This is a genomic window from Tamlana sp. I1 (genome assembly GCF_015355625.1).
Taxonomy (GTDB): domain Bacteria; phylum Bacteroidota; class Bacteroidia; order Flavobacteriales; family Flavobacteriaceae; genus Pseudotamlana.
Map to the genome: position 1 here is coordinate 272,247 of NZ_JACLAF010000003.1, position 25,902 is coordinate 298,148.

A 25,902-nucleotide genomic window follows, 5' to 3' on the forward strand; every position below is an offset into this window, starting at 1 on the left:
TACAATGTGCAATGAACAATTACATCCAGTTATTAAAATTGCACATTGTCAATTGTTAATTATCAATTGACAAAATGATAGTCCTTATAGCTCCAGAAAATGATATTCCAAACGAAATTGAAATACTACATCAGCTATTTCAAGAAGGTTTACAATATTATCATTTAAGAAAACCAAGTAAAACTTACGAGCAATACGTGAACTACTTAAATCAAATTGATAATAAATATCACAATAGGGTAGTCGTGCATCATTTTCATGAATTGGTAAATGCATTTGAACTAAAGGGGATTCATTTTCAGGAACAAAAAAGACGGGATCATATCGATAATCCAGGGCAGTATTTTAAAAATTTAAATATGTTCGGAAAAACAATTAGTGCTTCCTTTCATAGTCCTGAAGAACTAGAAAAATGTTATTTCGAATTCGATTATCATTTGTTAAGTCCCGTGTTTTCATCCATATCTAAAAAAGGCTATGAAGGTCGCGAATTTGATGTGAATCATATTGATAAAACCATTATTGGTATGGGAGGCGTAACAACCAAAAACCTCAGCGAATTTAAAAAATTAGGCTATAAAGGTGTTGGTGTTTTAGGTGGTATTTGGCATAGTGAAAACCCTGTGGAAGATTTTATAACAATGAACAATTGGCAATGAACAATTAGCAATGAACAATTGGTAATGAACAATTAGTAATGAACAATGTACAATCTGCAATTGAAAATTAGCAATTTGCCGTTAACAATTTATAATTAAGAATGGGCAATAATATTATTTTAGACAAGACCTATAGTTTCGCTGTTTTAATGGTCAAACTGTCTCAAAAATTAGTTTCAGAAAAGAAAGAATATGTTTTATCAAAACAAATACTTCGTTCAGGGACTTCTGTTGGAGCAAATACTGAAGAAGCTATCGGTGGAATATCTAAAAAAGATTTTATTGCTAAGTTATCCATAGCATACAAAGAAGCACGAGAAACAAAATACTGGTTGCGAATTTTAAAAGACACGGGGTACATTACAGAAAACGAATTTCAAAAATATTTTGTTGCCATTGAAGAAATTTTAAAAATACTGTTTTCAATAATAAAATCATCTAGAAATAATTTGTAAAATAATGTCAAAAAACAAAACACATATTAATAATTGTTCTATGCCAATTGTACATTGTTCATTGCCAATTGATAATTGCATTTTAACCATCGCAGGACACGATCCTTCGGGAGGTGCCGGATTGACTTCAGACATTAAAACGTTTGAAGCTCATGGTTTTTATGGTCTTTCGGTTTGTACAGCTATTACCGTGCAAAATGATACCGACTTTAAAAACTGTTTTTGGATAAACGCTCAGGTTATTTTAGACCAAATAGAAACACTTTTCGAACGTTTTAAAATTAATGTGGTTAAGATTGGCATTGTAGAAAATTGGGAAACCCTAAACCTCATTTTAAATAAATTACACGATTTAAACCCTGAAATTAAAGTGGTTTTAGATCCTATTTTTAAAGCCAGTTCTGGTTTCGATTTTCATTCAACAGAGAATCAAAATCTATTAGATAATATTTGGAAAAAGTGTTTCATCATTACCCCTAATTATGATGAAATTAAAAGCTTATATCCCAAATTAACTGTTGAAGAAACTATAGAACATATTTCAATTTTTACTCAAATTTATTTAAAAGGCGGTCATAGAACCGATAAAACAGGTTGGGACGAATTGTATTTCGATAAAACAGATGCGATTCAAATTTATCCTATTTACAAAACCATTTACGAAAAACATGGAAGTGGTTGTGTGTTATCATCGAGTTTAGCCTGTAATATCGCCGCAGGTTTTCCTTTAAACGATGCTGCAATAAACACCAAAATATATACTGAAAATTTTCTGAGAAGTCATGAAGGCTTGTTGGGAAGGCATGTACTGATGAATAGTTATTAATAGGAGTTAAGAAAACAAGGCCTTAGAAGAAATAAAAAATGGAAAAGACTAAAACTTTTGAAGCTTTAATGGTTTGGCAAACAGGACATGAATTTGTTCTGGAGGTTTATAAAATCACGAAATATTTCCTAAAAGATGTCGTTTACGGCTTAACTTCACCGTTTAGGCGTACTGCCATTTCAATAACCGCAACTATTTCAGAAGGTTACAAAAAATTAAGCACTACATAATTCTAACTCCTAAAATTCAATTTTAACTTTTTAACGACATAACTGCATAACTAGAAAATTATAAACAAATGATACCAAAATTACATTACATATCACAAGGCAATTCACCAAAAGAACATCTTGAAAACATTCAAAAAGCATGTCAGTCTGGAGCCGAATTGGTGCAATTACGTATAAAAGGGGTTTCAGAAAAAAAGATTTTAAAAGCTGCTGAAGAAGCCAGAGAAATCACCAACCATTACCAAACACGATTAATTATAAACGACCACTATAAAATTGCTAAAGCCGTAAAAGCCGATGGGGTTCATTTAGGAAAAACAGATACCTGCCCTAGCATCGCACGAAAAGAATTATACAGCTGGCAAATTATTGGAGGCACCGCAAACACCCTTAAGGATTGTAAAGATTTAGTAGATAAAAACGTTGATTATATTGGTTTAGGTCCTTATAGATTTACAACTACTAAAGAAAATTTAAGTCCCGAAATTGGCTTCAGTGGTTATTTAACCATCCTTGGAAAGCTGCACAGTAAAATTCCGGTTATCGCCATTGGAGGCATTACCACACACGATGTTTCCGAATTGCTTGAAACTGGTGTTTATGGCATCGCCGTTTCGGGAGAAATTACCAAAAACTTTAATACGATCAAGGCATTTAAGGAGCTATTAAAAGGCCCTGAAACTCTTGAAGAACAAGTTTGGAAACCTAAAGACATTTGACGCTTTAAAAAGTTATAAGATTATATAGTTATGCTGTTATAATGTTAAATAGTTAAAATAAATACGATAACATTTACAAATTCTATAGCACCTTAACCATATAATCGCTATCACAAATAAAAAACATGAAAGACACATTACAAATAGCAGATAAAACATTCAGTTCTAGATTATTCACTGGCACAGGAAAATTTAGCAGTTCAAGCATGATGCGCGATAGTATTTTAGCTTCGGAAAGCGAACTCGTTACCGTGGCTTTAAAACGCGTGGATATGGACAACCAATCGGATGATATGTTGGTGCATTTACAGGAAAATCATATTAGTTTATTACCAAATACCTCGGGGGTTCGCACGGCAAAAGAAGCTGTTTTTGCTGCACAATTGGCTCGTGAAGCTTTAAAAACCAATTGGGTAAAATTAGAAATTCATCCCGATCCAAAATATTTATTACCCGATCCTATTGAAACCTTAAAAGCTGCTGAAGAGTTAGTAAAATTAGGTTTCGTAGTGATGCCTTATATTCATGCCGATCCTGTGTTATGCAAACGTTTAGAAGAAGTTGGCGTGCAATGTGTGATGCCTTTAGGCGCACCAATTGGAAGCAATAAAGGCTTAAAAACAATGGATTTCTTAGAAATTATTATCGAGCAAAGCAACGTGCCTGTAATAGTAGACGCTGGAATTGGCGCGCCATCGCACGCAGCTTATGCTATGGAACTTGGTGCCGATGCGGTTTTAATAAATACCGCCATGGCTGTGTCGCAAAATCCAGTTGAAATGGGCAAAGCCTTTAAAATGGCTGTACAAGCCGGTAGAATGGCCTATAACGCCAAATTAGCGCCTGTAAAGCAACATGCCGAAGCAAGTAGCCCTTTAACGTCGTTTTTACAATAAATTTTAGCCTTTAGCGCTTAGCTTTTGGCTATTAGAAAAAACGATTACTTAAAAAACACCATTTAAAATGAAAACACAAATAGCCAATAGCCAACAGCCTATAGCTAAAAGCAATTTCAAAACTGTTTTTGAAACATACAATTGGGACACTCTAGAACAGGAAATATATGCGGTTTCTAAAACTGATGTTGAAACTGTATTGGCCAAAGAAAAAATAACTTTAAACGATTTTAAAGTCTTAATTTCTCCTGCAGCAAAACCATTTATCGAGCATATGGCGCAGCGCAGTCATCAACTCACTAAAAAGCGTTTTGGGAATACCATTCAAATGTATATTCCTATGTATTTGTCTAACGAATGTCAAAACATTTGTACCTATTGCGGCTTTAGTATGACGAATAAAATTCCGCGAAAAACTTTAAGTGACGCCGAAATTTTAAAAGAAGTTGAACACATTAAAAAACTAGGCTACGATCATATTTTATTGGTAACGGGCGAAGCGAATAGAACGGTTGGAGTTTCGTATTTAAAGCACGCCATTCAGCTTATAAAAAAGCATTTTTCAAACATTAGTATTGAAGTACAACCTTTGGATCAAGAGGAATATGAAGCGCTTATAGCTGAAGGTTTATACGCCGTTTTAGTGTATCAGGAAACCTACCATGAAGCCACTTATAAAACCCATCACCCGAAAGGGAAAAAATCGAACTTTAACTACCGTTTAGATACGCCAGATCGCTTAGGAAAAGCAGGCATTCATAAAATAGGATTAGGGGCTTTATTCGGTCTGGAAGATTGGCGTGTGGATAGTTTTTACACGGCATTGCATTTAAAATATCTTCAAAAAACCTATTGGCGCACAAAGTATTCCATTTCATTTCCAAGATTACGTCCGCATCAAGGCGATGTAGAACCCAAAGTTGAAATGACCGATACCGATTTGGTGCAACTCATTTGTGCGTATAGAATGTTAGATGAAGATGTCGAATTATCCATGTCTACGCGCGAAAGTGAAACCTTCAGAAACAACATCATCAAATTAGGAATTACCTCTATAAGTGCCGAGTCAAAAACAAATCCGGGAGGTTATGCCGTAGCACCCCAATCGTTAGAACAGTTTGAAATTTCAGATGAACGTTCAACCGATGCTATTAAAAATATGATTCAATCGCAAGGTTACGAAGTGGTTTGGAAAGATTGGGATAGGAGTTATGTGAATTCGCATTAAAAACTGAAAATCAGCTATTAACCAACTATTTTTTTTCTTTTCAAGTTTCACACCTTTCAGGATTTAAAACACTTTTGTTCGGAAGTTGAAAGCTCATATGTTTTTTATAGTTTTTAACCCTCCTAATTTCGATTTCATCGAAATTTTCCTCCCTTCAATACGAAGTGAGGAGCAAGTTTTATTAATGTTTTCTAGAACAAACTAAATCTAATTAATCTATTTTAATTATAATTTGGTGGTCCGAACACTTCTGTTTTAAAAACCTGAAAGGTCTAAGTCTATTAATTATAGTTATATACTCAATAAATACACATAAATTTATAGTACTTAAAGCGGATAATTAAAAACCAACTTTTTTATTTCATTACCTTTGAGCAATCAAAACAAACAACTTGCGTTTCACATACAATAAAAAAGAAAAACTTAAAAGCAAAAAACTTATTGAGCAGTTATTTGCTGAAGGTAAATCGGTTTCCGCTTATCCGTTACGGCTTGTTTTTCTGCCCACAACTTTTGAAGATGCCGTTCCTGCAAAAACAGGGGTTTCTGTAAGTAAGCGCAATTTTAAAAAAGCCGTAGATAGAAACCGCATAAAACGTTTAATGCGTGAATCTTATAGGCTGAATAAAGCCATATATTTTAACAATTTAACGCAGCAATATGCGTTTATGATTTTGTACATTGGTAAAGACAAACCAAAATTTATTGAAGTTGTAACACGAATGAAACTTTTATTCGATAAATTTCAAAGCAAAATTTCTGAAACATAAGGTATTCCATGAAAAAGTTACTTAAAAAAAGAATTATAATTCCAATTTTAGCCTGCGTTGTATTTTTAACAACATCGGCCTTTAAAAATGATTTTTTTGAAATAGCTAAACAGATTGAAATTTTCACCACATTATTCAAGGAAATAAACATGAATTATGTCGATGAAACCAATCCTGGCGACCTTATGGATACAGCTATTAAAAGCATGTTAGCCGATCTGGATCCGTATACCAATTTTATGAACGAGCAAGATGTAGAAGCGGCTCGCATAAATAATACAGGCGATTATACAGGCATTGGTGCCCGAATAAAAACTCTAAAAGACAAACTGCTAGTTGTAGAACCTTATAAAGATTATCCAGCCGATAAAGCGGGTTTAAAACCTGGTGATGAAATTATTAAAATAGGAAATACCCTAGTTAAAGGTTACAAAGACCATGCTGGCGAATTGCTAAAAGGTACCGCCGATTCCTCGGTTGAAGTGACTTATTTACGCCAAGGAAAAACACATACAGCCACTATAAAACGCGCCGAAGTCGATATTAAAGCCGTGCCCCATTTTTCAATGGTTAATGCGCAAACCGGTTATATTGTTTTAAGCCGTTTTAACAATAAAGCCTATATCGAAACTAATTATGCATTGCGTGATTTAAAAGCACAAGGCGCTCAAAAAATAATTTTAGATTTACGAGGAAACCCTGGCGGCTTATTAAATGAAGCCATTAAAATTGTAAACCTTTTTGTGCCTAAAGGCCAATTAGTAGTTACTACAAAATCTAAAGTAAAACAATACAACCGCACCTACATCACACAAAGTCAACCTATTGATACCGAAATCCCTTTAGTGGTTTTAATTGATGGTTCTAGTGCATCGGCGAGCGAAATTGTGTCTGGTGCTTTACAAGATTTAGACCGCGCTGTTATTGTAGGGTCTAGAAGTTTTGGAAAAGGCTTGGTGCAACGCCCCAAACAACTTACTTACGGCACGCAGGTTAAAATTACCATTTCTAGATATTACACCCCTTCAGGACGTTGCATTCAGTCCTTAGATTATTGGAATAGAAATGAAAAAGGCGAAGCCGTTCGTGTGAAAAAAGAAAATTATCACGAATTTAAAACTAAAAATGGACGTCAAGTTTTTGACGGTGGTGGCGTGTTTCCAGATGTAGCTATTGGGAAAACTAAAAATCCTACTATTACAGATGCTATTATTAACAACGATTTAATTTTCAATTTTGCAACCGATTATTATTACACCCATAAAGTTGAAGATGTTAATAGCCTAACGCTTACAGATAAGGACTTTTCTAACTTTAAAAATTATTTAAAAAAGAATCAGTTTTCATTTGAAACCGAAACCGAAAAAGCGCTTAAAAAAGCCTTCGAAACCTCGAAAAAAGAAGCTTTAAACGATAATATTGAAAGTGATTATAATACGTTAATTTCAAATTTAAATCAGTCTAAAACCAAGCTTATCGATGAAAATAAAGACTTTTTATTGGAGCTACTAACCGAAGACATTGTAAAATGTTACGTGTACCGTGAAGGTTTGTATGAATATTATAAAATACACGATTCTGAAATTAAAAAAGCTACCGAAATTTTAGGCAACCCAACCGCTTATCAAGGGTATTTAAAGTAAAATAAACTACGTTTAATCGGTTAATTTTACCTCTTTTTTTCACGGATCTACACTTCATCCATGAAAAACCTAGATACATAGTCATCTCGTGTTTTTATCGATTAAAAATATTATATTTATATCGATTACGACGGCCTACTATGACTAAATTATTGGTATCCATATTAATAACACTTCGGTTTATGTTTGCTTTTTCGCAAACAGAGCTTACCCATGAAGTTTATTTTGAAACCGATAAATACGAAGTCCCTAGCACCGAAGAAAACCGCCTGCTGTTATTCATTGCCAATTTAAGTGAAGTTGATATTGAATCTATTTCAATATTTGGTTTTTGTGATGATCGTGGTGCCGATAATTATAATTTAATCCTTTCCCAACAACGTGCCGATGCTATAAAAACCGTTTTTTCAAATAATGAAATAAGCGAAAGTTTAATTACCAATGTAGATGGTAAAGGCAAAATTCTACTGAAAATTGTTCAAGAAGAAAATATTTTAAAAATTCGAGGTTTAAACCGAAAAGTAGAAGTTATTGTAAAACCCAAATTACCAAAACCAGCACCTGTTGTTGAAGTAGAACCGCCAGTAGTTGAAAAAGAAAAAACCACGGTAGAACTTATTAAAGAAGCTGAAAAAGGAGACAAAATCATTTTTAAAGACATATTATTTAATTCTGGCGAGGCTTCAATGATATCAGATTCTAAGCAAAATTTAGAAGCTATTGCTGATGCCTTAGTAGAAAGAAAAGAAATATATTTTACCATTCAAGGCCATGTGTGTTGTACCCAATTTACAAGAGATGCGGTAGACCGAAAAACTAAAAAACGCAATCTTTCTGAAGCACGAGCCGAATATATTTACGATTATTTTGCAAAAAAAGGCGTAAGCAAAAAACGCATGCGACACTTAGGCATGCGCAGAAAATTTCCGCTTGGCGGCGACCCTAAATTTGACAGACGCGTAGAAATCGTGATTACCTACGTAGACGACAAAGTAAAATAAAAACTATGCCTAAAATCGGGTGCTTTTTCATTGTTTTATACTTTTTAAAACTACAAGGGTTTTCTCAAAATACCTATGTTCCAGATCCTAATTTTGAGCAAGTTTTAATCGATTTGGGGTTAGATTCAGGGCCTTTAGATTCCTTTGTTCCCACAGCAAATATTAGCGGTATTACAGATTTAGATGTTGCCCAAAAAAACATTCAAGATCTTACAGGAATCGAAGACTTTTTAGCATTGAAAAACTTAGATTGTTCCGATAATTTATTGACGGTTTTAAACATTTCAGCAAACACCAATTTAACCGAATTATACTGCAGTAATAACCTAATTTCCGTTATAAACGTTAATCCGATCGATAATTTAATACGGCTTTGGTGCTTTAATAATGGGCTTCAAAACCTTGATGTTTCTAAAAACACAAAACTGATTTCCTTACGTTGTGAAAACAATGATTTATCGGTTTTAAACATTTCAAACAACTTGAATTTAAACGTTTTGGTGTGTTCGGATAATAACCTAACGGCAATAGATGTTTCAACAAACACTATACTAAGCCGTTTTGAATGTAGCAACAATTTACTTTTAAATTTAGAGCTTTCAACCAATACCATATTAGGTTATTTGGCTTGCGAAAACAATCTATTAACCAGCTTAAACCTGAGTAAAAACAACGAACTAAACGTCGTTTTATGTTTTAATAATGCCATTAAATCTTTAGATTTTTCACAAAACAAAACGCTAAGCGATTTAGATTGCAGTTATAATGAATTGTGTCAATTAAACATTAAAAACGGTAATAACATGAAGATGACTTCTGTAAATTTTAGTGGAAACCCAATTTTAAATTGTGTGGTTGTTGATAATCCTCAAGCCGATTTTAGTACCTGGCAACCTAGCAGCTTTCCAAATTATGTAAATTCTAATGAAGCGTGTAAACAAACCGTGCCTGTAGATGTTTTAAACGATTATTTTGGCCAAAGTTACCAACTGCCTATAATTAATAACGGCAATTATTTTACAGCTTCTGGAGGTATGGGAACGCCTTTATTTGCAGGTGATTTAATTTCAACATCGCAGAGTATTTATATTTACAACGAAATAAACTGTTACAGCAACGAATCGGTTTTTAATGTTATTATTAGCGCTGCCCTTTATTATATTCCAAAATATTTTACCCCCAACAACGATGGTCAAAATGATGTTTGGCAAATATTAGACGCATCAAACCACGTTAATACTATTTCCATTTATAACCGATATGGTAAACTCATTAAGTTTTTACCACCAAATTCTAGCGGTTGGGATGGCCAGTACAGAGGACAACCCATGTCTAGCGATAGTTATTGGTACGAAATGGTTTTAAATTCTGGTGAAATTGTAAGAGGCTGTTTTGCGTTGAAGCGTTAAAGGGCATCTGCTTTATTTTCAAATCAAACTTATTAGATTCACTTAATATTTTAAAATTTTAGAGCAATTGGAAAGTTTAACAATCCTCTTGAATAATATGAATGCCTTAATTGTTGTAATACATCTTCAGTTAGTAGTAGTTTATGCCTTATCAAATTAACTTTTTAATCCATTTAAAATATTTGAAGGGCGCATATTTTAAAGGTAAATCGATCCAAGTTGGTGTATTTACAACGGCTCTTTTGTTACTAAAAGCTAGAAAACTATCGTATCCATGGTAGCTACCAAATCCGCTATTTCCAACGCCACCAAAAGGTAAATTATGGTTGGCAACATGTAACAAAGTATCGTTAATACAAGCGCCTCCTGAAGTTGTTTTCGCTAGAACCTGTTTGGCATTTTCATTTTTACCAAAATAGTAAAAGGCTAAAGGTTTTTCGTTTTTATTGATATAATCGAAGGTTTCATCAATATGATTAAAAGTCATCACCGGTAAAATAGGTCCGAATATTTCTTCTTGCATGATGAGAAAATCTGGATCTACTTGATCAATAATCGTGGGTTCAATAAATTTTTCGTTTTTATCAACAGTTCCGCCAGTGTGTATTTTGCCTTGTTTCATTAAGTTTTCTAACCGATCCATGGCCTGGTTATTTACAATACGCGGATAAAAACGACTTTCTTTAATGGAACTGCCATACATTTCCGTAAAGTTTTTGGCAACTTTATCTAATAACTCATCTTTAATCGTGTGATGGGCAAAAAGGTAATCTGGCGCAATACAGGTTTGTCCGGCATTTATTAATTTGCCCCAAGCAATCCGTTTTGCAGCCACGTCAATATTCGCATCTGCATCAACAATACAAGGGCTTTTTCCGCCCAATTCTAAAATAACAGGGGTTAAATGTTCGGCAGCAGCTTTCATAACCACTTTCCCTACTTTCGGGCTTCCTGTAAAGCAAATAATATCAAAACGTTCCTTAAATAGAATGGTATTTGTGTCTTTACCGCCTTGTACAACAGCAATGTAATTGGAATTGAAAGTGTCTTCAATCATGTTTTGCATTGCTTTTGCCGTTTTTGGTGCGTCTGGCGATGGCTTTAAAAGACTGCAACAACCTGCTGAAATTGCACCCACTAAAGCATTTATTAACAACTGAAACGGATAATTCCAAGGCGCAACAATAAGCGCTAATCCTAATGGTTCGTAATTTATTTGACTTGAAGACGGTAATAAATGTATAGGTGTTGAAACTTTTTTAGGTTTGGCCCACTTTTTTAAGTGTTTAATATGGTTGTCTATTTCGGCTGTAACAATGCTAATTTCGGTGAGGTAAGCTTCTTCAGGCGATTTATGCAAATCTTCCCATAAAGCCTGTTCAAGTTGCTTCTTATTTTTTAAAATGGCTTTTTTCAGGTTATAAAGTTGCTCCAACCTGAAATGAATAGCCTTCGTTTTATGGGTAGAAAAAAAAGCGCGTTGATTTTCAAGATGTTGAATAATGATGCTTTTTGATGTTTCTTCCATTTTTATGTTTTCTAAAATAATTACTGTAATAAAAGTACTCCAATAGTTAAGGACATACCGATAATAGTAGCAATAACATTTTCACCTAATAATTCAGTTTTGGGAATACCATAATACAAATAACTGATTCTTCTAATATTCATTATAAAAATAATAGATAAGAGTATTGTAATAATAATTATAAATAAGAAAATCTCATTTGAAAAATCTAATTCATCAAACTTAAAAACACAAGATGAAAGTAAGAAATAAAAAAAAGAGCTTATTAACATCCATCCAATTTTTCTATTTAAAAACACACCAATAAATGGTATAAATACTATTAAAATTGGTCTAAAATTAGTGTTTTGTATAATAACAAACAGATTGTGTAATAAACCTTTGTCCTGTTCTGAAATAAAAAGATAATCAAAATAGATTCTATCATAATTACCAACGATTGGTAAAATAAATAAAGCTATTATTAATAGTTTAATTATTAAAATTAGATAATTGAGTTTTATATAATCTACAAATTGTTTCATAGGTTTTGAAACATCGCTATATGCGGAATACCATCTTCTAAATAAGTATCGCCCACCGCTTTAAACCCTAAATTAGTATAAAATTGTTTTAAATAATACTGTGCCGAAATTTTTATTACGCTTTCGCGGAAATGTGTTTTAATCGCATTAATAGAAAATTCCATAATTTGATAACCATATTTGTGTTTACGTTCATTTTTAGCCACAACTACCCTACCAATGCTAGATTCTTCAAAATAAATACCCGATTTAAAAATACGTGTGTAAGCCACTAATTTTCCTTCTTTATAAGCTAAAACATGCCATGCTTTTTGGTCTTTTCCATCAATGTCTTGATACACACAATCTTGCTCTACTACAAAAACTTCGCTGCGTAATTGCAAAACATCGTAGAGTTCTTGTTTGCTTAATGCTTCAAAAGATTTGAGTTTGATGTCTAAGGTCATAGTTTGAAAAAATATAATTGAGTTTAAAATTTCTAATTTAAAGGAGCGGAGACGAGAACTTTTATATTGATTTAATTTTCACTTCTCGACTTCGAAAGCCTTATTTATTTGTGAACGCAGATTCTAAAATTTACGCAGCATCATTAAAACTATTTTTTAGATTGAAATTTACTGCCTTTTATGATGGGATTCCTGCCTTCGCAGGAATTAATCTTGAACGATCACGTCTTTAGCATCATCTTTACCATATTCTGGCTGAATATTAACATGATTGATGTCGTATTTTTTAAAAACTAAATCTTCAATCTTATGCAAAATTTCATCAAACTGAGATAAGGTAATATTCTCGTTAAAATCGATATGGGCTTCCAAATGCACTTCGTCTTCATTTAACTGCCAAACATGTACATGATGCACGTTTTTAATACTTTCAAAAGCATTAATTTCATCAACAATTTGTTTTATTGGAATGGAATCTGGCGTAAAAAGCATGAGTACTCTAGTGGAATCTTTTAGCAAATCCATACCCATCCACACTAAATAAATAGCGATGGCAAAAGTTAGCACACTATCTACCCAATACAGCTGAAAATATTTCATTAAAATTCCACCAACCAATACGGCAACACTCGCCATCATATCGGTTAGTAAGTGCAAATACGCACTTTTCATATTCATGTTAGATTTAGAATCTCTTTTTAATAAAAGGACACTAAAACCGTTTCCTAAAATAGCGACTATAGACAACCAAATAACTAAATCGGATTCTATAGTCTCCGGGTTTTGAAAACGTTTTACAGCTTCAATTATTAACAAAATAGCCACAATAATTAAAGTGGCCGCATTAATAAAAGCAGCTAAAATTTCGGCACGTTTATAGCCAAATGTTTTTTGAAATGATGCTTTTTTTTTGGTTAACTTATTAGCTATATAACTAATAATTAATGAAATAACATCGCTAAAATTATGTAAGGCATCACTAAGTAAGGCTAAACTCCCAGAAAGGAGTCCGCCAATAACTTGGGCAACGGTGATAACAATATTTAAAAGTATGGATATAACAAGATTCCGACCTTTTAAATCGGGATGATCATGTGTGTGATGATGCCCATGATGATGACTCATCTAGCAAGACAATGGAATTTTGTCAATTCTATTTTGGTGTCTGCCACCTTCAAAATCGGTATTTAAAAATTCTTCAACCATTTCTAAAGCTTGCTGAATAGCAGTAAATCGCGCTGGAATACATAAAATATTAGCGTTATTATGACTTCTAATAAGGTGTACAATTTCTTTGTTCCAACATAATCCCGCACGAATTTTTTGATGCTTATTTGCCGTCATCGCTACACCATTAGCGCTTCCGCAAATTAAAATACCGTAAGTCGATTTTTGGTTTTCAACATCTTCAGCAACAGGGTGCACAAAATCGGCATAATCTACACTATCATTCGCATCGGTTCCGTGATTAATTACGGTAATACCTTTCGATTCTAATAATGATTTAATAGCGAATTTATATTCTGTTCCAGCGTGATCGTTACCTATAGAAATTGTCATGATTTAAGTTCTAATTATTTTAAGTGGCAAAGTTACTAAATATATCATTGTTTTGTTGTTAAGAATCTGGATCGCTTTGATAAGAGCATCAATAATCTTGACTTTTTTAAAAAGGACTTAAAATCGTCTATTAAAAAATATAATTTGATAAGATAATTCAGAATAAATGATAGTATATTTGATAGTATCAAATGATAGTATCATAAAATGAAACCACCATACGAAATTACATCAACCATTTTAAAATTAATAACTTCTATTTCAGAGAAAATAGGTGAAGTAAACGCTAATTTACTAAACAAACCTTCACCAAAATTGAGAAAACAAAATAGAATTAAAACGATTCATTCCTCTTTAAAAATAGAAGGTAATACACTAACAGAAGCACAAATAACAGCACTTCTTGAAAACAAAAAAGTTATTGGTCCTAAAAAAGATGTTCTGGAGGTTTTAAATGCTATCAAAATTTATGAAAACTTAGAACAATACAATCCTTTTAATGAAAAATCTTTTTTAAAAGCTCATAAAGATTTAATGACAGGATTAATTGAAAATCCAGGTAAATATAGAAATCAAAGTGTCGGAATTGTAAAAGGTTCAAAAGTTGAACATTTAGCACCTCCTTTTGAAAATGTGAGATACTTACTGAAAGACCTTTTTGAATATTTGAAAAAGTCTGATGACATTGAATTAATTAAATGTTGCGTTTTCCATTATGAAATGGAATTTATACATCCTTTTTTAGATGGAAATGGAAGAATGGGAAGATTATGGCAAACATTAATTTTAATGGAAAAATATCCAGTATTTGAGTTTTTACCTTTTGAAACTTTAATTAGTAACGACCAAGATAAATATTATCAAGCTTTGGCTGAAAGTGATAAATCAGGAAAATCAACGAAATTTATTGAATATATGCTAAACGTAATTAACATGTCAATAAGTGAATTATTAGATTTTAATAATCGAACGTTAAATGAAAAAGATAGGTTAGAATATTTTGTTTCATTAAATAAAACTGAATTTTCGAGAAAAGATTATATGAATATTTTTAAAGATATTTCTTCAGCAACAGCTAGTAGAGATTTAAAAAAAGGAACTGAATTAGGTTTATTTGAAAAAATCGGAGAAAAAAATAAGACAATTTATCGTATAAAATAATTGAGCACAACGCAATGTAAAATTTAGGACTAGTTCAAGCTTGCTTACCAAAATCCTTTCTAATTATCTATTCGTTTTTATTTGCTAAATTTGGTACAGAATCACACTACAAATGATATACGAGACTGTTATTTTTTTATACTAAAAATAATCTTCACAAAGTGTTTTTACCAACACTTTTTACCCTAAAAAACACAAGTGGTTCATAATCAAATTAATGGCGTATTTTTATTCATAAATCACTGCCATCCCTTATAAATGTTGATTACTTTAAACATCGCTTTTAACAACTTGTTAATAACTGTTGATAGTTTTTTAAAAGAAAAATATTGAATATCCATTTATTTTTCCAATCAAAAACCGGAACTAAAAAAGCAAATATTTAACTCACTTTTTTTTTCAATGTTATGAGCCTAAAAATTGATCGCTATAAACATAAAATTGAAAAAACTTATGAGTAAAAAGTGGTTAAATGGAGTTGTTAACAACTGTGTATATAAAATTGAAAATCATTCAAAATAAAGCTTTTAAAAAATTATACTATGTTAAGAACCTATTAACAAACTGTAAATTTAACGCCATCAAAACAAAACTTAAAAAAGTTATACCACTTATTAACACCCTATAATAACCACCATTGTTTTTTTTAAATTTTAAAAGAAAAATAATAATATATAGATATGTGTGGATAACTTCGGTTTAACGTTTTTTTAAATTTGATTTTCTAATTCCTAAAACTAAATTGGTATTTCAAAAAATTTAAAATATACATGAAATTGTAAGTCTTTTTCTTTTAATAAACTTAAGGAAACATGGCTTTAAATTATAAACCGTAGCTTTGTAGAAAATAAATAGCATATCTTCTCCCAAAACCATGCTATTTAATAACACAATTTCCAGTATCTTAGGAAATGAAAATGATTACAAAATTAAATGACAAGAAAACGAAAAGGGAAATCCAAAAATAAAGGTATTTCCAACCTTACAAATACAATCTTAAGTATTTTAAAAAAAGAAAGAACCAAAACCTTCAACTACAAACAAATAGCGGCCAAACTTGGCGTTAACGATGCGAGTAGCAGAAATCAAATCATAAAAAAATTACGCGATTTACAAGGCAAACAAGAAATTGAAGAAGTAGAGCGTGGTAAATTTAAAGCGGTTATAAACACAGAATACCACATTGGTAAACTGGATTTAGCAGCCAAAGGAAATGGTTATATCATTTGCGAAGATTTCGATGATGATGTCTTTGTTTCATCAAACAATATTAATAAAGCTTTACACGATGATGAAGTTGAATTTTACGTTTACAAACGTAGAAATCGTGGTAAATTAGAAGGCGAAATTACTAATATTATAAAACGTGCTAAATCGGAGTATGTTGGTGTAATTCAATTACACGATAATTACGCTTTTGTAATTGCCGATAGCAATAAAATGTATAAGGATATTTTTATTCCTATCAATAAAACTTTTAAAGCTGAAGACGGCGATAAGGTGTTAGTAAAATTGGAAGATTGGCCAGAAAAAGCCGATTCTCCATACGGAAAAGTGATTCAGGTTTTAGGAAAACCAGGCGAACACAATACCGAAATTCATGCCATTTTAGCCGAATATGGTTTACCGCACGAGTTCCCTTTTGAAGTAGAACAGTTTGCAAATCAAATAGATACCTCAATAACTGAAGAAGAAATAGCAAAACGTCGCGATATGCGTAAAGATTTAACCTTTACCATAGACCCGAAAGACGCTAAAGATTTTGATGATGCTTTATCTTTTGAAGTCTTAGAGAATGGTTTATACGAAATAGGCATACATATTGCCGATGTATCGCATTATTTACAAGAAGGCACCGTTTTAGATGATGAAGCTTACGAGCGTGCAACCTCGGTGTATTTAGTCGATCGTGTGGTACCTATGTTGCCCGAAGTGCTTTCAAACAATGCTTGTTCTTTACGTCCGCATGAAGAAAAATATACTTTTTCAGCAGTGTTTCAAATGAATGATAAATGTGAAATTAAAAACGAATGGTTTGGTAGAACCGTAACCTATAGCGATGCGCGTTTTGCTTATGAAGAAGCTCAAGCCATTATAGAATCTGAAACCAATACCATTCCAGCCGAAGTTTCTCTAACAGGAAAAACATATCAAACCGATCAAAAAATAGCCGATGCCATATTAAAAATGGACGAATTGGCTAAAAAAATGCGATCTAAACGAATGCGTTCTGGTGCGATTTCTTTTGATAAAGTTGAAGTAAAATTCAATTTAGATGAAGAAGCTAATCCAATTGGTGTATTCTTTAAAACCAGTCAAGATGCTAATAAACTCATTGAAGAATTTATGTTATTAGCCAACCGAAAAGTCTCGGAATTTGTTGGTAAACAATCGCCTAAAAAAACGTTTATTTATCGTGTTCATGATGAGCCAGACGAAAGTAAATTAGCCACTTTACAAACTGTGGTTAGTAAATTTGGTTATAAATTAAATCTTAAAGATCGTAAAAGTGTGTCTTCATCCTTAAACGGTTTACTTAAAGATGTAAACGGTAAAAAGGAACAAAATTTAGTAGATACTTTAACCATTAGAACTATGAGTAAAGCCGAATATACCACCCATAATATTGGGCATTACGGTTTGGCTTTCGATTATTATAGTCATTTTACATCGCCTATTCGTCGTTATCCCGATGTGATGGCGCACCGTTTATTACAACAGTATTTAGATGGCGGAAAATCGGCTAATGAAGCCATTTACGAGGAAAAATGTCAGCATTCCAGTAACATGGAAAATTTAGCCACTAAAGCCGAACGCGATTCTATAAAATACATGCAAATTCGTTTTATGGAAGACCATAAAGATGAGGCTTTTGTAGGGGTTATTTCTGGTGTTACCGATTGGGGTATTTATGTAGAAATCATCTCCAATAAATGTGAAGGCATGGTAAGTGTGCGCGATATGAAAGACGATCATTATGCTTTCGATCAAGATCAATATGCTATGGTTGGTAGAAATTCTTCAATCATGTATCAGCTTGGCGATGAAGTTGTTGTAAAAGTTAAAAACACCGATTTAGTTAAAAAACATTTAGATTTTACCTTATTAGGAAAAGCTGAAGAATCGATTTAAAATTGTATTAAAGACGATACAGATTATCATAATTATTGATAGTTTTGTTCGTTATTAATTAAAAACCATAGTTATGAAACGTATATTTTTTATGTTAACAGTAATCTGTTCTGGAGCACTTTTTGCCCAAGAAACGATTGAAAAGAAAATTGGTGATTTTACCGAAGTTAAGGTTTACGATTTAATACAAGTGGAATTGGTTAAATCGACCGAAAATAAAATTATTATTACTGGAGAAAATGTAAAACATGTTTTAACCAATAATAAAAACGGGAAGCTTAAAATAAAAATGGATCTTGAGAAAGCGTTTAATGGCAATAGCACCAAAGTGACTTTACATTATGAACATTTGGATGTTATTGATGTTAATGAAGGCGCTCAAGTAACTTCAAAAGAGGTTATCAAGCAATTTGAAATCGATTTAAGCGTTCAAGAAGGTGGTACAATAACCATTCCGGTTGATGTTACACACGGTAATTTTAAAGCCGTTACAGGCGGTATTATAACCACTACAGGTACAGCTAAAAACCAAAAAGTAGATTTATATACAGGTGGTATTTACAAAGGTGAAGAATTAAAAACCGAAAACACCGATGTGTCTATTAAAGCTGGTGGCGATGCTTATGTACATGCTTCCGATGAAGTTAATGTAAAAATTAGAGCAGGGGGTAACGCTTATATTTATGGGCACCCAGAAACTATTAACGAAAACAAAGCTTTAGGCGGTACCGTAAAACGTATGGATTAAACGTATTTACTTAATTATAAGTCCTTTAAAACCTAAATTTTAAAGGACTTTTTATTTTATATAGGTTTCTTTATCCTATTAATTTAAATATTTCTTTACTTTGTGTAAAGACTTCCACATAGATGTTTGATGATATTTTAACAGCCGTTCCTTTCGGGATTATACTCGCTTTTACCATAGGGCCTGTTTTTTTTGTGTTGCTTGAAACTAGTGCAACTAAGGGTTTTAGAGCAGCTTTAATATTCGATTTAGGCGTTATTTTTGCCGATATAATTTTTATTTTAATCGCCTTTTATAGCACCAATAATTTAAGAGGAAAAATAGGAAACGACCCTAGTTTTTTAATCTTTGGCGGTGCGTTACTTATTGTTTATGGCATTATTTCTTTTATAAAAACATCAAAATCATTTCGGTCTATTGTTAAAGAATACCATAAGGTTGAAATTCAAAAAGACTACGGAAAGCTTTTTATTAAAGGCTTTTTACTCAATTTTATAAACATAGGTGTTTTATTAGGCTGGCTGGGTTTTATCGTTTTAGGAGATTCGTTAACCACCTCTAAAAACGGCGGCGCTATTTTTATAATTTCTATGCTAAGCGCTTATTTTATTAGCGATTTAGTTAAAATACTAATTGCTAAGCGCCTTAAAGCTAAATTAACACCACGTTTAATTTTTAAAACCAAGAAAATTATAGCGATTGTTATTTTTGGCTTCGGAATTTTACTCTTTCTACAAGGATTATTTCCAGAAGCTTACGAAAAAAATAAAGAGAAATTAGAACAAATTAGTCCTATAAAAGAAAAGCTTCCAGAATAAACTGAAAGCTTTTTTTTTGAGGCGTCAAGCGGATTCGAACCGCTGTAGAAGGTTTTGCAGACCTCTGCCTAGCCACTCGGCCATGACGCCAATTATAATTAAATTCCAAGAATCCTGAAATCTGCTGCAAATGTAAAAAAAATTGTGAATTTATAATGTATAAAATCACTTTTTACGTATTTCGCTCATTTTTATGGTTACGCGTTCCACATCGCCACCAATTGGTGGGTTTAATTTACTCACCCAAACCGTTGCTTTATTAACGAGTTTATCTTCATTAAAAATACGCGTTAAAATACGTTTAGCTACCGTTTCTAAAAGCTGTGAAGGTTTGTTCATTTCCTCTTTTATAATGCGGTTTAGAAACACATAATCAACAGTATCATTAAGTTTATCAGAAAGTGCTGAGGTTTGTAAATCGGCTTCAATTTCTAAATCGACACGATAATCGCTTCCAATGGTTGTTTCTTCTTTTAAACATCCGTGGTGTGCAAAAATCCTGATATTTTCAACTGTAATAATTCCCATGTTGTTTGTAAAAAAATTGAATTCAGCTTTTAATTTTTTCATTCTTCTTAAAATCGCTGCGATGCTATTAAGAATGAAATAAAAGTTTGTAACGCTTATTAGATATATTAGGCAAAAATAACTTGAATTTCCGTAATTTTGGGGCTTATTCAGTTGAAAATTATCAGAAAATGTCTGAAGAAAGAAGATCACTCAATTTTATTGAACAAATTATAGAAGAAGATTTGGCTAATGGCATGCCAAAAGACAGTTTACGTTTTAGGTTTCCGCCAGAACCCAATGGTTATTTACATATTGGCCATACGAAAGCCATAGGCATTAGCTTTGGTTTGGGCGAATTTTATAATGCGCCAGTTAATTTAAGATTCGACGATACCAACCCTGCTAAAGAAGAGCAGGAGTATGTAGATGCGATTAAGGAAGATGTGGCTTGGTTGGGTTATAAATGGGATAAAGAATTATTTTCATCCGATTATTTTCAACAACTTTACGATTGGGCGATCCTTTTAATTAAAGAAGGTAAAGCTTATGTCGATTCGCAATCTAGTGAAGCCATGGCCGAACAAAAAGGAACCCCTACGCAACCAGGAGTTGATGGGCCTTTTAGAAACCGAACTGTTGCCGAAAATCTAGATTTATTCGAACGCATGAAACAAGGCGAATTTAATGAAGGGGAGCATGTTTTGCGTGCTAAAATAGACATGCAGCATCCTAATATGTTAATGCGCGATCCTATTATTTACCGTGTTTTAAAGAAGCATCACCACAGAACAGGAAACGATTGGTGCATTTATCCGATGTACGATTGGACACATGGTGAAAGTGATTATTTAGAGCAAATTTCACATTCTTTATGTTCTTTAGAATTTAAACCCCACAGAGAACTTTACGATTGGTTTTTAGACCAAGTTGTAGAAGACGATAAGCTTAGACCAAAACAACGCGAATTTGCACGTTTAAATTTAAGTTACACCATTATGAGCAAGCGTAAGTTGCTTAAATTGGTTGAAGAAGGTGTTGTAAACGGTTGGGACGACCCAAGAATGCCTACCATTTCTGGCTTACGCCGAAGAGGGTATACGCCAAACGCCATTAGAAAATTTGTTGAAACCGTAGGCGTTGCTAAACGCGATAATATTATTGATGTGTCGCTTTTAGAATTTTGTATTCGTGAAGATTTAAACAAAACAGCACCGCGAGTTATGGCGGTTTTAGATCCTGTAAAAGTGGTAATTACCAATTACCCTGAAGATAAAGTAGAGTGGTTTGATGCTGAAAATAATCAGGAAGACGAGTCTGCAGGATATAGAAAAGTACCGTTTTCACGCGAAATATATATTGAAAAAGAAGATTTTAAAGAAGAAGCAGGCAACAAGTTTTTCCGTTTAAAATTAGGAGGTGAAGTCCGTCTTAAAAATGCTTACATCATTAAAGCTGAAAGTGTTGTGAAAGATGAAAATGGCGAAATAACCGAAATTCATTGTACGTATTCCAATGATACTGCAAAACGTGTGAAAGGTACTTTACATTGGGTATCAATTCCGCATGCTGTAAAAGCTGAAGTTAGAGAATACGATCGTTTGTTTAATGATGAGGCTCCAGATAGCCATCAAGACAAAGATTTTATGGAGTTTATAAATCCGAATTCCTTAAACGTCATTACCGCATTTGTCGAGCCAAGTTTAAAAGATGCCAAAGTAGGGGAGCGTTTCCAATTTCAACGTTTGGGGTATTTTAATGTGGATAACGATTCCTCTTCAGATCAATTAGTTTTTAATAAAACCGTTGGTTTACGCGATTCTTGGGCTAAAGCTCAGCCTAAAACAGCTGACAAACCTGCCCAAAACAACAACAAGCAAAAGCAAAATTTACCACAACGTAAGGCTATAGATGTGATTCAGCAATTGGGTAAAAAATACACCAATTTGCCTGAAGCTAAGCAAGAAAAGGTAAAAGCTGAAATTCAAACTTTAGCTGAAAACATTTCTTATGAGGAATTACAACCTTTGTTTGGAACCGCTGTTAAAAAAGTAGGAACACGTATTGCAGCCATGCTGGTTTTAGGTGTGTTGTTGAAAAACGGACAAACTAAAAACGACGATATAAACGATTTTATAACAAAAGCATTGGAAGATAAAAATGAAATTTTAGTAGCTGAAGCTCAGGGACTTTAATTAAAATTCTAAAATATTGACGAATTCGGATTGTTTTTATTGATACAAGTTTTTTATGGCCTATCGAAAATTTATCGTAAAATTTGAAGTGAAAACACCGTAAAATTTCAGGCTGTTTGAGCTAAAGGTATTTTTTAAGTTATCTATAATTTTGATAGCGAGTTCCTGGAATTTAGGTGTGGAACAAAAAATTTAGATAAATATTCGTAAGCCTAGATTTGCCTGTCCAGAGCTTGACGAAGGATTGGTTCGTTTTTTCATCAATGGAAAAAATGAACAGAAATATTGTTTAGGTTAGGAATGACTTTCAATCTTAATAAAGTGATTGGCATTATTTTAACTATATTTATATACTAACACTAAATATTTTAAAATGGAATATCTTAACCCTGTTGCCATGCTTGTTGCTGCAATTTCAGCATTAGTTATTGGCTTTATTTGGTACAACCCCAAAGTTTTTGGAACCGCTTGGATGCATGCTGCTGGCATGACCGATGAAAAAATTAAAGGAGGCAACATGGCCAAAATTTTTATTTTGGCTTTAATTTTTGCGTTTATGCTTGCTACAGCTCTTCCAGGAATTGTTATTCATCAAATGGGTGCTTTAAGTTTAATTGGTGGCGATGCATCGCAAGCTTTACCTTCTTACTCTGCTTTTTTAGCCGATTATTCTAATGCCTTTAGAACCTTTAAACATGGTGCGTTACACGGTGTACTTACAGGCATTTTTATTGTTTTACCTGTTTTAGGAACCAATGCCTTATTCGAGCGTAAAAGTGCTAAATACATTTTTATAAATAGTGGCTATTGGATTGTTACTTTAGCCGTTATGGGTGGCATTATTTGCGGATGGCAATAAATTTGTAAACTTTTAACTTATATTGAGACTGAGAATTAATATTTTTCAGTCTTTTTTTATTCCTTTTGAAAACCTATCGCATTTATTACTCTAGTAAAACCCTTCCTAATTCTTGGGATGCTTTAGTGCGTCATGATATTTTTCTGCAATCACATTATTTAGAAGCTCTGGAAAACGGTGCTCCCGATAATATTCAGCTTTTTTATGTGGGTGTTTTTTTAGATGAAAATTTGGTAGGTGTAGCCATTATACAGCGGGTAAAATTATATTTGAAAGACATGTTTAGAAAAACCGAAGTGTCTTGTTTAAAAGAGGTTTTTCAGAATGCTATTTCAAAGGTTTTAAAGGGAAATATATTAGTTGTGGGTAACTTAACCCATACAGGGCAACACGGCTTATTTTTTGAAGAAAAACTTATTTCTGAAACAGAGTATACAGATTTAATTTTAAATGCTTTAAACGACATTAAAATTGAAATTAAACAGAGACAAGGTAAAACGGTGCGTTTAATCGTGTTTAAAGATTTCTTTATTGATGATACCGTTTACAACAGACCTCTGGTTTTTAAAAAACAACATTTACATCAAGTTTCGGTGCAACCCAATATGATGTTAGACATCCCATCAGATTGGTTAAATATTCAAGATTATACTTCGGCGTTAACCAAAAAATATAGAGACCGTTACAAACGTTCAAAAAAGAAATTAGGAAAAATTACGACTGTTGAATTGAATTTAGAAGCGGTACAGGCTAATAATCAAAAATTACATAAGCTGTATTTAAATGTTTCAAACAATGCGAAGTTTAATAGTTTTATACTTCCCGAAAATCATTTTTTAAGTTTTAAGACACATTTGGGTGAAAATTTTAAAGTTTTCGGTTATTTCTTAGATGATGTCTTGGTTGGTTTTTATTCCCTTATTTTAAACGGAAATCAGTTAGAAACCTACTTCTTGGGTTATGATTCCGAGCACCAATATAGCAATCAGCTTTATTTAAACATGCTTTATGATATGCTTCAATTTGGTATAGAAAACAACTTTAAAAACATCGTTTATGCCCGAACTGCTATGGCCATTAAGAGTTCGGTTGGCGCCTATGCAAAACCCATGCAAGTGTACATGAAACACACAAATCCGTATTTAAATGGGTTGCTAAAACCTGTTTTTCAACTCATGAATCCCAAGCAGGAGTGGGAGGAACGGCATCCGTTTAAGTAGGGTTGTTTATTTGTGGATGTGTTTTCTGTTTATTTTTTGTCATTCCGACACTAGGAGGAATCTCTGTTTAATTTTTGAAGATTGTTGATTTGTTTAAGTGTGTTAATTTTTTGAATAACTGCTGTTGTTAGTAAAGTTTCACGTCACCCTGAATTTATTTCAGGGTCATATTATAAAATATAGATTGATACATTATGAGATGCCGAAACAAGTTCGGCATGACGAAAAACAAACAATTGTAACTTGTTTAAACTAAAATTCATAAAGAACAACTTAGTTTCAAATTCAACACAGTTACAATCTTCAATAAAAAAGCCTTACGTCGTTATAACATAAGGCTTTTTTATTTATTTAAAATTTTGCAAACAGTTGCGTTTTGTCAAATCAACAAATCAACAAAGAGTAAATTAATCTTTATTCTCTTGAGCTTTCTTTTTATTTTCCTTCATCATTTCGCCAATTTGATTACTTGCCGAAAAGCTAGCCACCATATCGTTTAGCATGTTGCTACCTGCTTGTGGTGCATTTGGTAATAAAATAAGGTTGCTATTGGTTTCTTCGCCCAAAGATTGCAGCGTATCGTAATGTTGCGTGACAACGATTAATGCCGAAGCTTCTTGACTGTTTATGCCAACACGGTTTAATACTTCAACAGACTCCTCTAAACCACGAGCTATTTCACGACGCTGATCGGCAATACCTTGACCCTGTAAACGTTTACTTTCGGCTTCAGCTTTTGCTTTTTCAACAATTAAAATACGTTGGGCATCACCTTCATATTGCGCTGCTGTTTTTTCTCTATCGGCAGCATTAATGCGATTCATGGCGGCTTTCACTTGTGGGTCTGGATCAATATCGGTAACTAAGGTTTTAATGATATCAAAACCATAATCTAGCATCGCATCATTTAATTCAGCTTTTACAGCTAATGCAATATCATCTTTTTTAACAAAGACATCATCTAATTTCATTTTTGGAACTTCTGCACGTACCACATCAAATACATAAGACGTGATTTGCTCATGCGGATAATCTAGTTTATAAAAGGCATCTTCAACCTTATCTCTAATCACTTTATATTGTACCGAAACTTTCAGTTTAACAAAAACATCATCTTTGGTTTTGGTTTCAACAATAACATCTAATTGCTGAATTTTTAAACTCAGGCGTCCTGCAACGCGATCTACCAACGGAATTTTAAGCTGTAGTCCAGAATGACGAATACTTTGGAATTTCCCAAAACGCTCAATAATGGCTGCGCTTTGTTGTTTTACAGTAAAAAATGCCGAAATAATAACAAGCAATGTGATGATAATAAAGGGGATGGAAATGAAATTCATGATAGTTTTTTGTTAAAAAGTTTAGAAT

25 protein-coding genes and 1 tRNA gene are annotated in these 25,902 nt (G+C 32.8%); 18 read left to right on the forward strand and 8 right to left on the reverse strand.

The features are described 5' to 3' along the window. The first annotated feature begins 74 nt into the window (after positions 1–74). The 11 genes from H6X70_RS04000 to H6X70_RS04050 all read left to right on the forward strand — a co-directional run bounded on the left by H6X70_RS04000 (position 75) and on the right by H6X70_RS04050 (position 9,836). Positions 75–659, forward strand: coding sequence for a thiamine phosphate synthase (locus tag H6X70_RS04000; protein WP_194766385.1), 585 nt, complete (start codon positions 75–77; stop codon positions 657–659). Positions 660–760: 101 nt separating this feature from the next. Further along, entirely contained in the window at positions 761–1,114 is a 354-nt protein-coding gene (locus H6X70_RS04005; protein WP_194766386.1) for a four helix bundle protein, read from the forward strand. Between the two features lie 4 nt (positions 1,115–1,118). Next, entirely contained in the window at positions 1,119–1,940 is an 822-nt protein-coding gene (locus H6X70_RS04010; RefSeq protein WP_228530249.1) for a hydroxymethylpyrimidine/phosphomethylpyrimidine kinase, read from the forward strand. Positions 1,941–1,978: 38 nt separating this feature from the next. Further along, on the forward strand, positions 1,979–2,170 hold the full coding sequence (locus H6X70_RS04015; RefSeq protein ID WP_194766388.1) for a four helix bundle protein: 192 nt from the start codon (positions 1,979–1,981) through the stop codon (positions 2,168–2,170). A 68-nt stretch (positions 2,171–2,238) separates the two neighbouring features. Next, positions 2,239–2,889, forward strand: a complete 651-nt coding sequence (thiE, locus tag H6X70_RS04020; protein WP_194766389.1) for a thiamine phosphate synthase — start codon at positions 2,239–2,241, stop codon at positions 2,887–2,889. A gap of 125 nt (positions 2,890–3,014) precedes the next feature. Next, a complete protein-coding gene (locus H6X70_RS04025) occupies positions 3,015–3,785 on the forward strand; it encodes a thiazole synthase (protein WP_194766390.1) in 771 nt (256 codons plus the stop codon). Positions 3,786–3,852: 67 nt separating this feature from the next. Then, entirely contained in the window at positions 3,853–5,013 is a 1,161-nt protein-coding gene (gene thiH, locus H6X70_RS04030; RefSeq protein WP_194766391.1) for a 2-iminoacetate synthase ThiH, read from the forward strand. 392 nt (positions 5,014–5,405) lie between these two features. After that, on the forward strand, positions 5,406–5,783 hold the full coding sequence (gene rnpA / locus H6X70_RS04035) for a ribonuclease P protein component (RefSeq protein ID WP_194766392.1): 378 nt from the start codon (positions 5,406–5,408) through the stop codon (positions 5,781–5,783). 8 nt (positions 5,784–5,791) lie between these two features. Beyond that, positions 5,792–7,426 (forward strand): S41 family peptidase, encoded by a 1,635-nt coding sequence (locus tag H6X70_RS04040; protein ID WP_194766393.1) that lies wholly within the window; start codon positions 5,792–5,794, stop codon positions 7,424–7,426. Positions 7,427–7,566: 140 nt separating this feature from the next. Then, positions 7,567–8,427: an OmpA family protein gene (locus tag H6X70_RS04045; RefSeq protein WP_194766394.1), complete on the forward strand. Its 861-nt coding sequence runs from the start codon at positions 7,567–7,569 to the stop codon at positions 8,425–8,427. A gap of 5 nt (positions 8,428–8,432) precedes the next feature. Further along, positions 8,433–9,836 carry a T9SS type B sorting domain-containing protein gene (locus tag H6X70_RS04050; protein WP_194766395.1) on the forward strand — a complete coding sequence of 468 codons (1,404 nt, stop codon included), beginning with the start codon at positions 8,433–8,435 and terminating at the stop codon, positions 9,834–9,836. 151 nt (positions 9,837–9,987) lie between these two features. Here H6X70_RS04050 and H6X70_RS04055 read toward each other — a convergent pair whose 3' ends face one another. From H6X70_RS04055 to H6X70_RS04075, 5 genes are all read right to left on the reverse strand, one after another. Then, positions 9,988–11,364 carry an aldehyde dehydrogenase gene (locus tag H6X70_RS04055; RefSeq protein WP_194766396.1) on the reverse strand — a complete coding sequence of 459 codons (1,377 nt, stop codon included), beginning with the start codon at positions 11,362–11,364 and terminating at the stop codon, positions 9,988–9,990. A gap of 20 nt (positions 11,365–11,384) precedes the next feature. Beyond that, positions 11,385–11,888, reverse strand: a complete 504-nt coding sequence (locus tag H6X70_RS04060) for a hypothetical protein (RefSeq protein ID WP_194766397.1) — start codon at positions 11,886–11,888, stop codon at positions 11,385–11,387. After that, positions 11,885–12,334: a GNAT family N-acetyltransferase gene (locus tag H6X70_RS04065; RefSeq protein WP_194766398.1), complete on the reverse strand. Its 450-nt coding sequence runs from the start codon at positions 12,332–12,334 to the stop codon at positions 11,885–11,887. The genes H6X70_RS04060 and H6X70_RS04065 overlap by 4 nt, the downstream gene beginning before the upstream one ends. A gap of 207 nt (positions 12,335–12,541) precedes the next feature. Further along, positions 12,542–13,459 (reverse strand): cation diffusion facilitator family transporter, encoded by a 918-nt coding sequence (locus H6X70_RS04070; protein ID WP_194766399.1) that lies wholly within the window; start codon positions 13,457–13,459, stop codon positions 12,542–12,544. Beyond that, positions 13,460–13,894, reverse strand: coding sequence for an RpiB/LacA/LacB family sugar-phosphate isomerase (locus H6X70_RS04075; RefSeq protein WP_194766400.1), 435 nt, complete (start codon positions 13,892–13,894; stop codon positions 13,460–13,462). A 207-nt stretch (positions 13,895–14,101) separates the two neighbouring features. Here H6X70_RS04075 and H6X70_RS04080 point away from each other — a divergent pair, with 207 nt between their 5' ends. From H6X70_RS04080 to H6X70_RS04095, 4 genes are all read left to right on the forward strand, one after another. Then, a complete protein-coding gene (locus tag H6X70_RS04080) occupies positions 14,102–15,055 on the forward strand; it encodes a Fic family protein (RefSeq protein ID WP_194766401.1) in 954 nt (317 codons plus the stop codon). Positions 15,056–15,988: 933 nt separating this feature from the next. After that, positions 15,989–18,187, forward strand: coding sequence for a ribonuclease R (gene rnr, locus H6X70_RS04085; RefSeq protein ID WP_194766402.1), 2,199 nt, complete (start codon positions 15,989–15,991; stop codon positions 18,185–18,187). Between the two features lie 73 nt (positions 18,188–18,260). Continuing rightward, on the forward strand, positions 18,261–18,935 hold the full coding sequence (locus tag H6X70_RS04090; protein WP_194766403.1) for a head GIN domain-containing protein: 675 nt from the start codon (positions 18,261–18,263) through the stop codon (positions 18,933–18,935). A 122-nt stretch (positions 18,936–19,057) separates the two neighbouring features. Beyond that, the gene (locus H6X70_RS04095; protein ID WP_194766404.1) at positions 19,058–19,753 is read left to right on the forward strand and encodes a LysE family translocator; all 696 of its coding nucleotides are present in this window, start codon (positions 19,058–19,060) and stop codon (positions 19,751–19,753) included. A gap of 19 nt (positions 19,754–19,772) precedes the next feature. On the opposite strand, the gene H6X70_RS04100 is transcribed toward H6X70_RS04095, so the two are convergent. Together H6X70_RS04100 and folB are read right to left on the reverse strand one after the other, a co-directional pair. Further along, positions 19,773–19,843, reverse strand: a tRNA-Cys gene (locus H6X70_RS04100). A 75-nt stretch (positions 19,844–19,918) separates the two neighbouring features. Beyond that, the gene (gene folB / locus H6X70_RS04105; protein ID WP_194766421.1) at positions 19,919–20,281 is read right to left on the reverse strand and encodes a dihydroneopterin aldolase; all 363 of its coding nucleotides are present in this window, start codon (positions 20,279–20,281) and stop codon (positions 19,919–19,921) included. A gap of 170 nt (positions 20,282–20,451) precedes the next feature. Between folB and H6X70_RS04110 the strand changes: the two genes are divergently transcribed. The 3 genes from H6X70_RS04110 to H6X70_RS04120 all read left to right on the forward strand — a co-directional run bounded on the left by H6X70_RS04110 (position 20,452) and on the right by H6X70_RS04120 (position 24,534). Next, the gene (locus H6X70_RS04110; protein WP_194766405.1) at positions 20,452–22,455 is read left to right on the forward strand and encodes a glutamine--tRNA ligase/YqeY domain fusion protein; all 2,004 of its coding nucleotides are present in this window, start codon (positions 20,452–20,454) and stop codon (positions 22,453–22,455) included. 373 nt (positions 22,456–22,828) lie between these two features. Continuing rightward, positions 22,829–23,314: a DUF1761 domain-containing protein gene (locus H6X70_RS04115; RefSeq protein ID WP_194766406.1), complete on the forward strand. Its 486-nt coding sequence runs from the start codon at positions 22,829–22,831 to the stop codon at positions 23,312–23,314. Positions 23,315–23,379: 65 nt separating this feature from the next. Beyond that, entirely contained in the window at positions 23,380–24,534 is a 1,155-nt protein-coding gene (locus H6X70_RS04120; protein ID WP_194766407.1) for a GNAT family N-acetyltransferase, read from the forward strand. A gap of 407 nt (positions 24,535–24,941) precedes the next feature. Here the strand turns inward: H6X70_RS04120 and H6X70_RS04125 are convergent, their stop codons facing one another. Beyond that, positions 24,942–25,874, reverse strand: coding sequence for an SPFH domain-containing protein (locus H6X70_RS04125; RefSeq protein WP_194766408.1), 933 nt, complete (start codon positions 25,872–25,874; stop codon positions 24,942–24,944). Between the last annotated feature and the right edge of the window lie 28 nt (positions 25,875–25,902).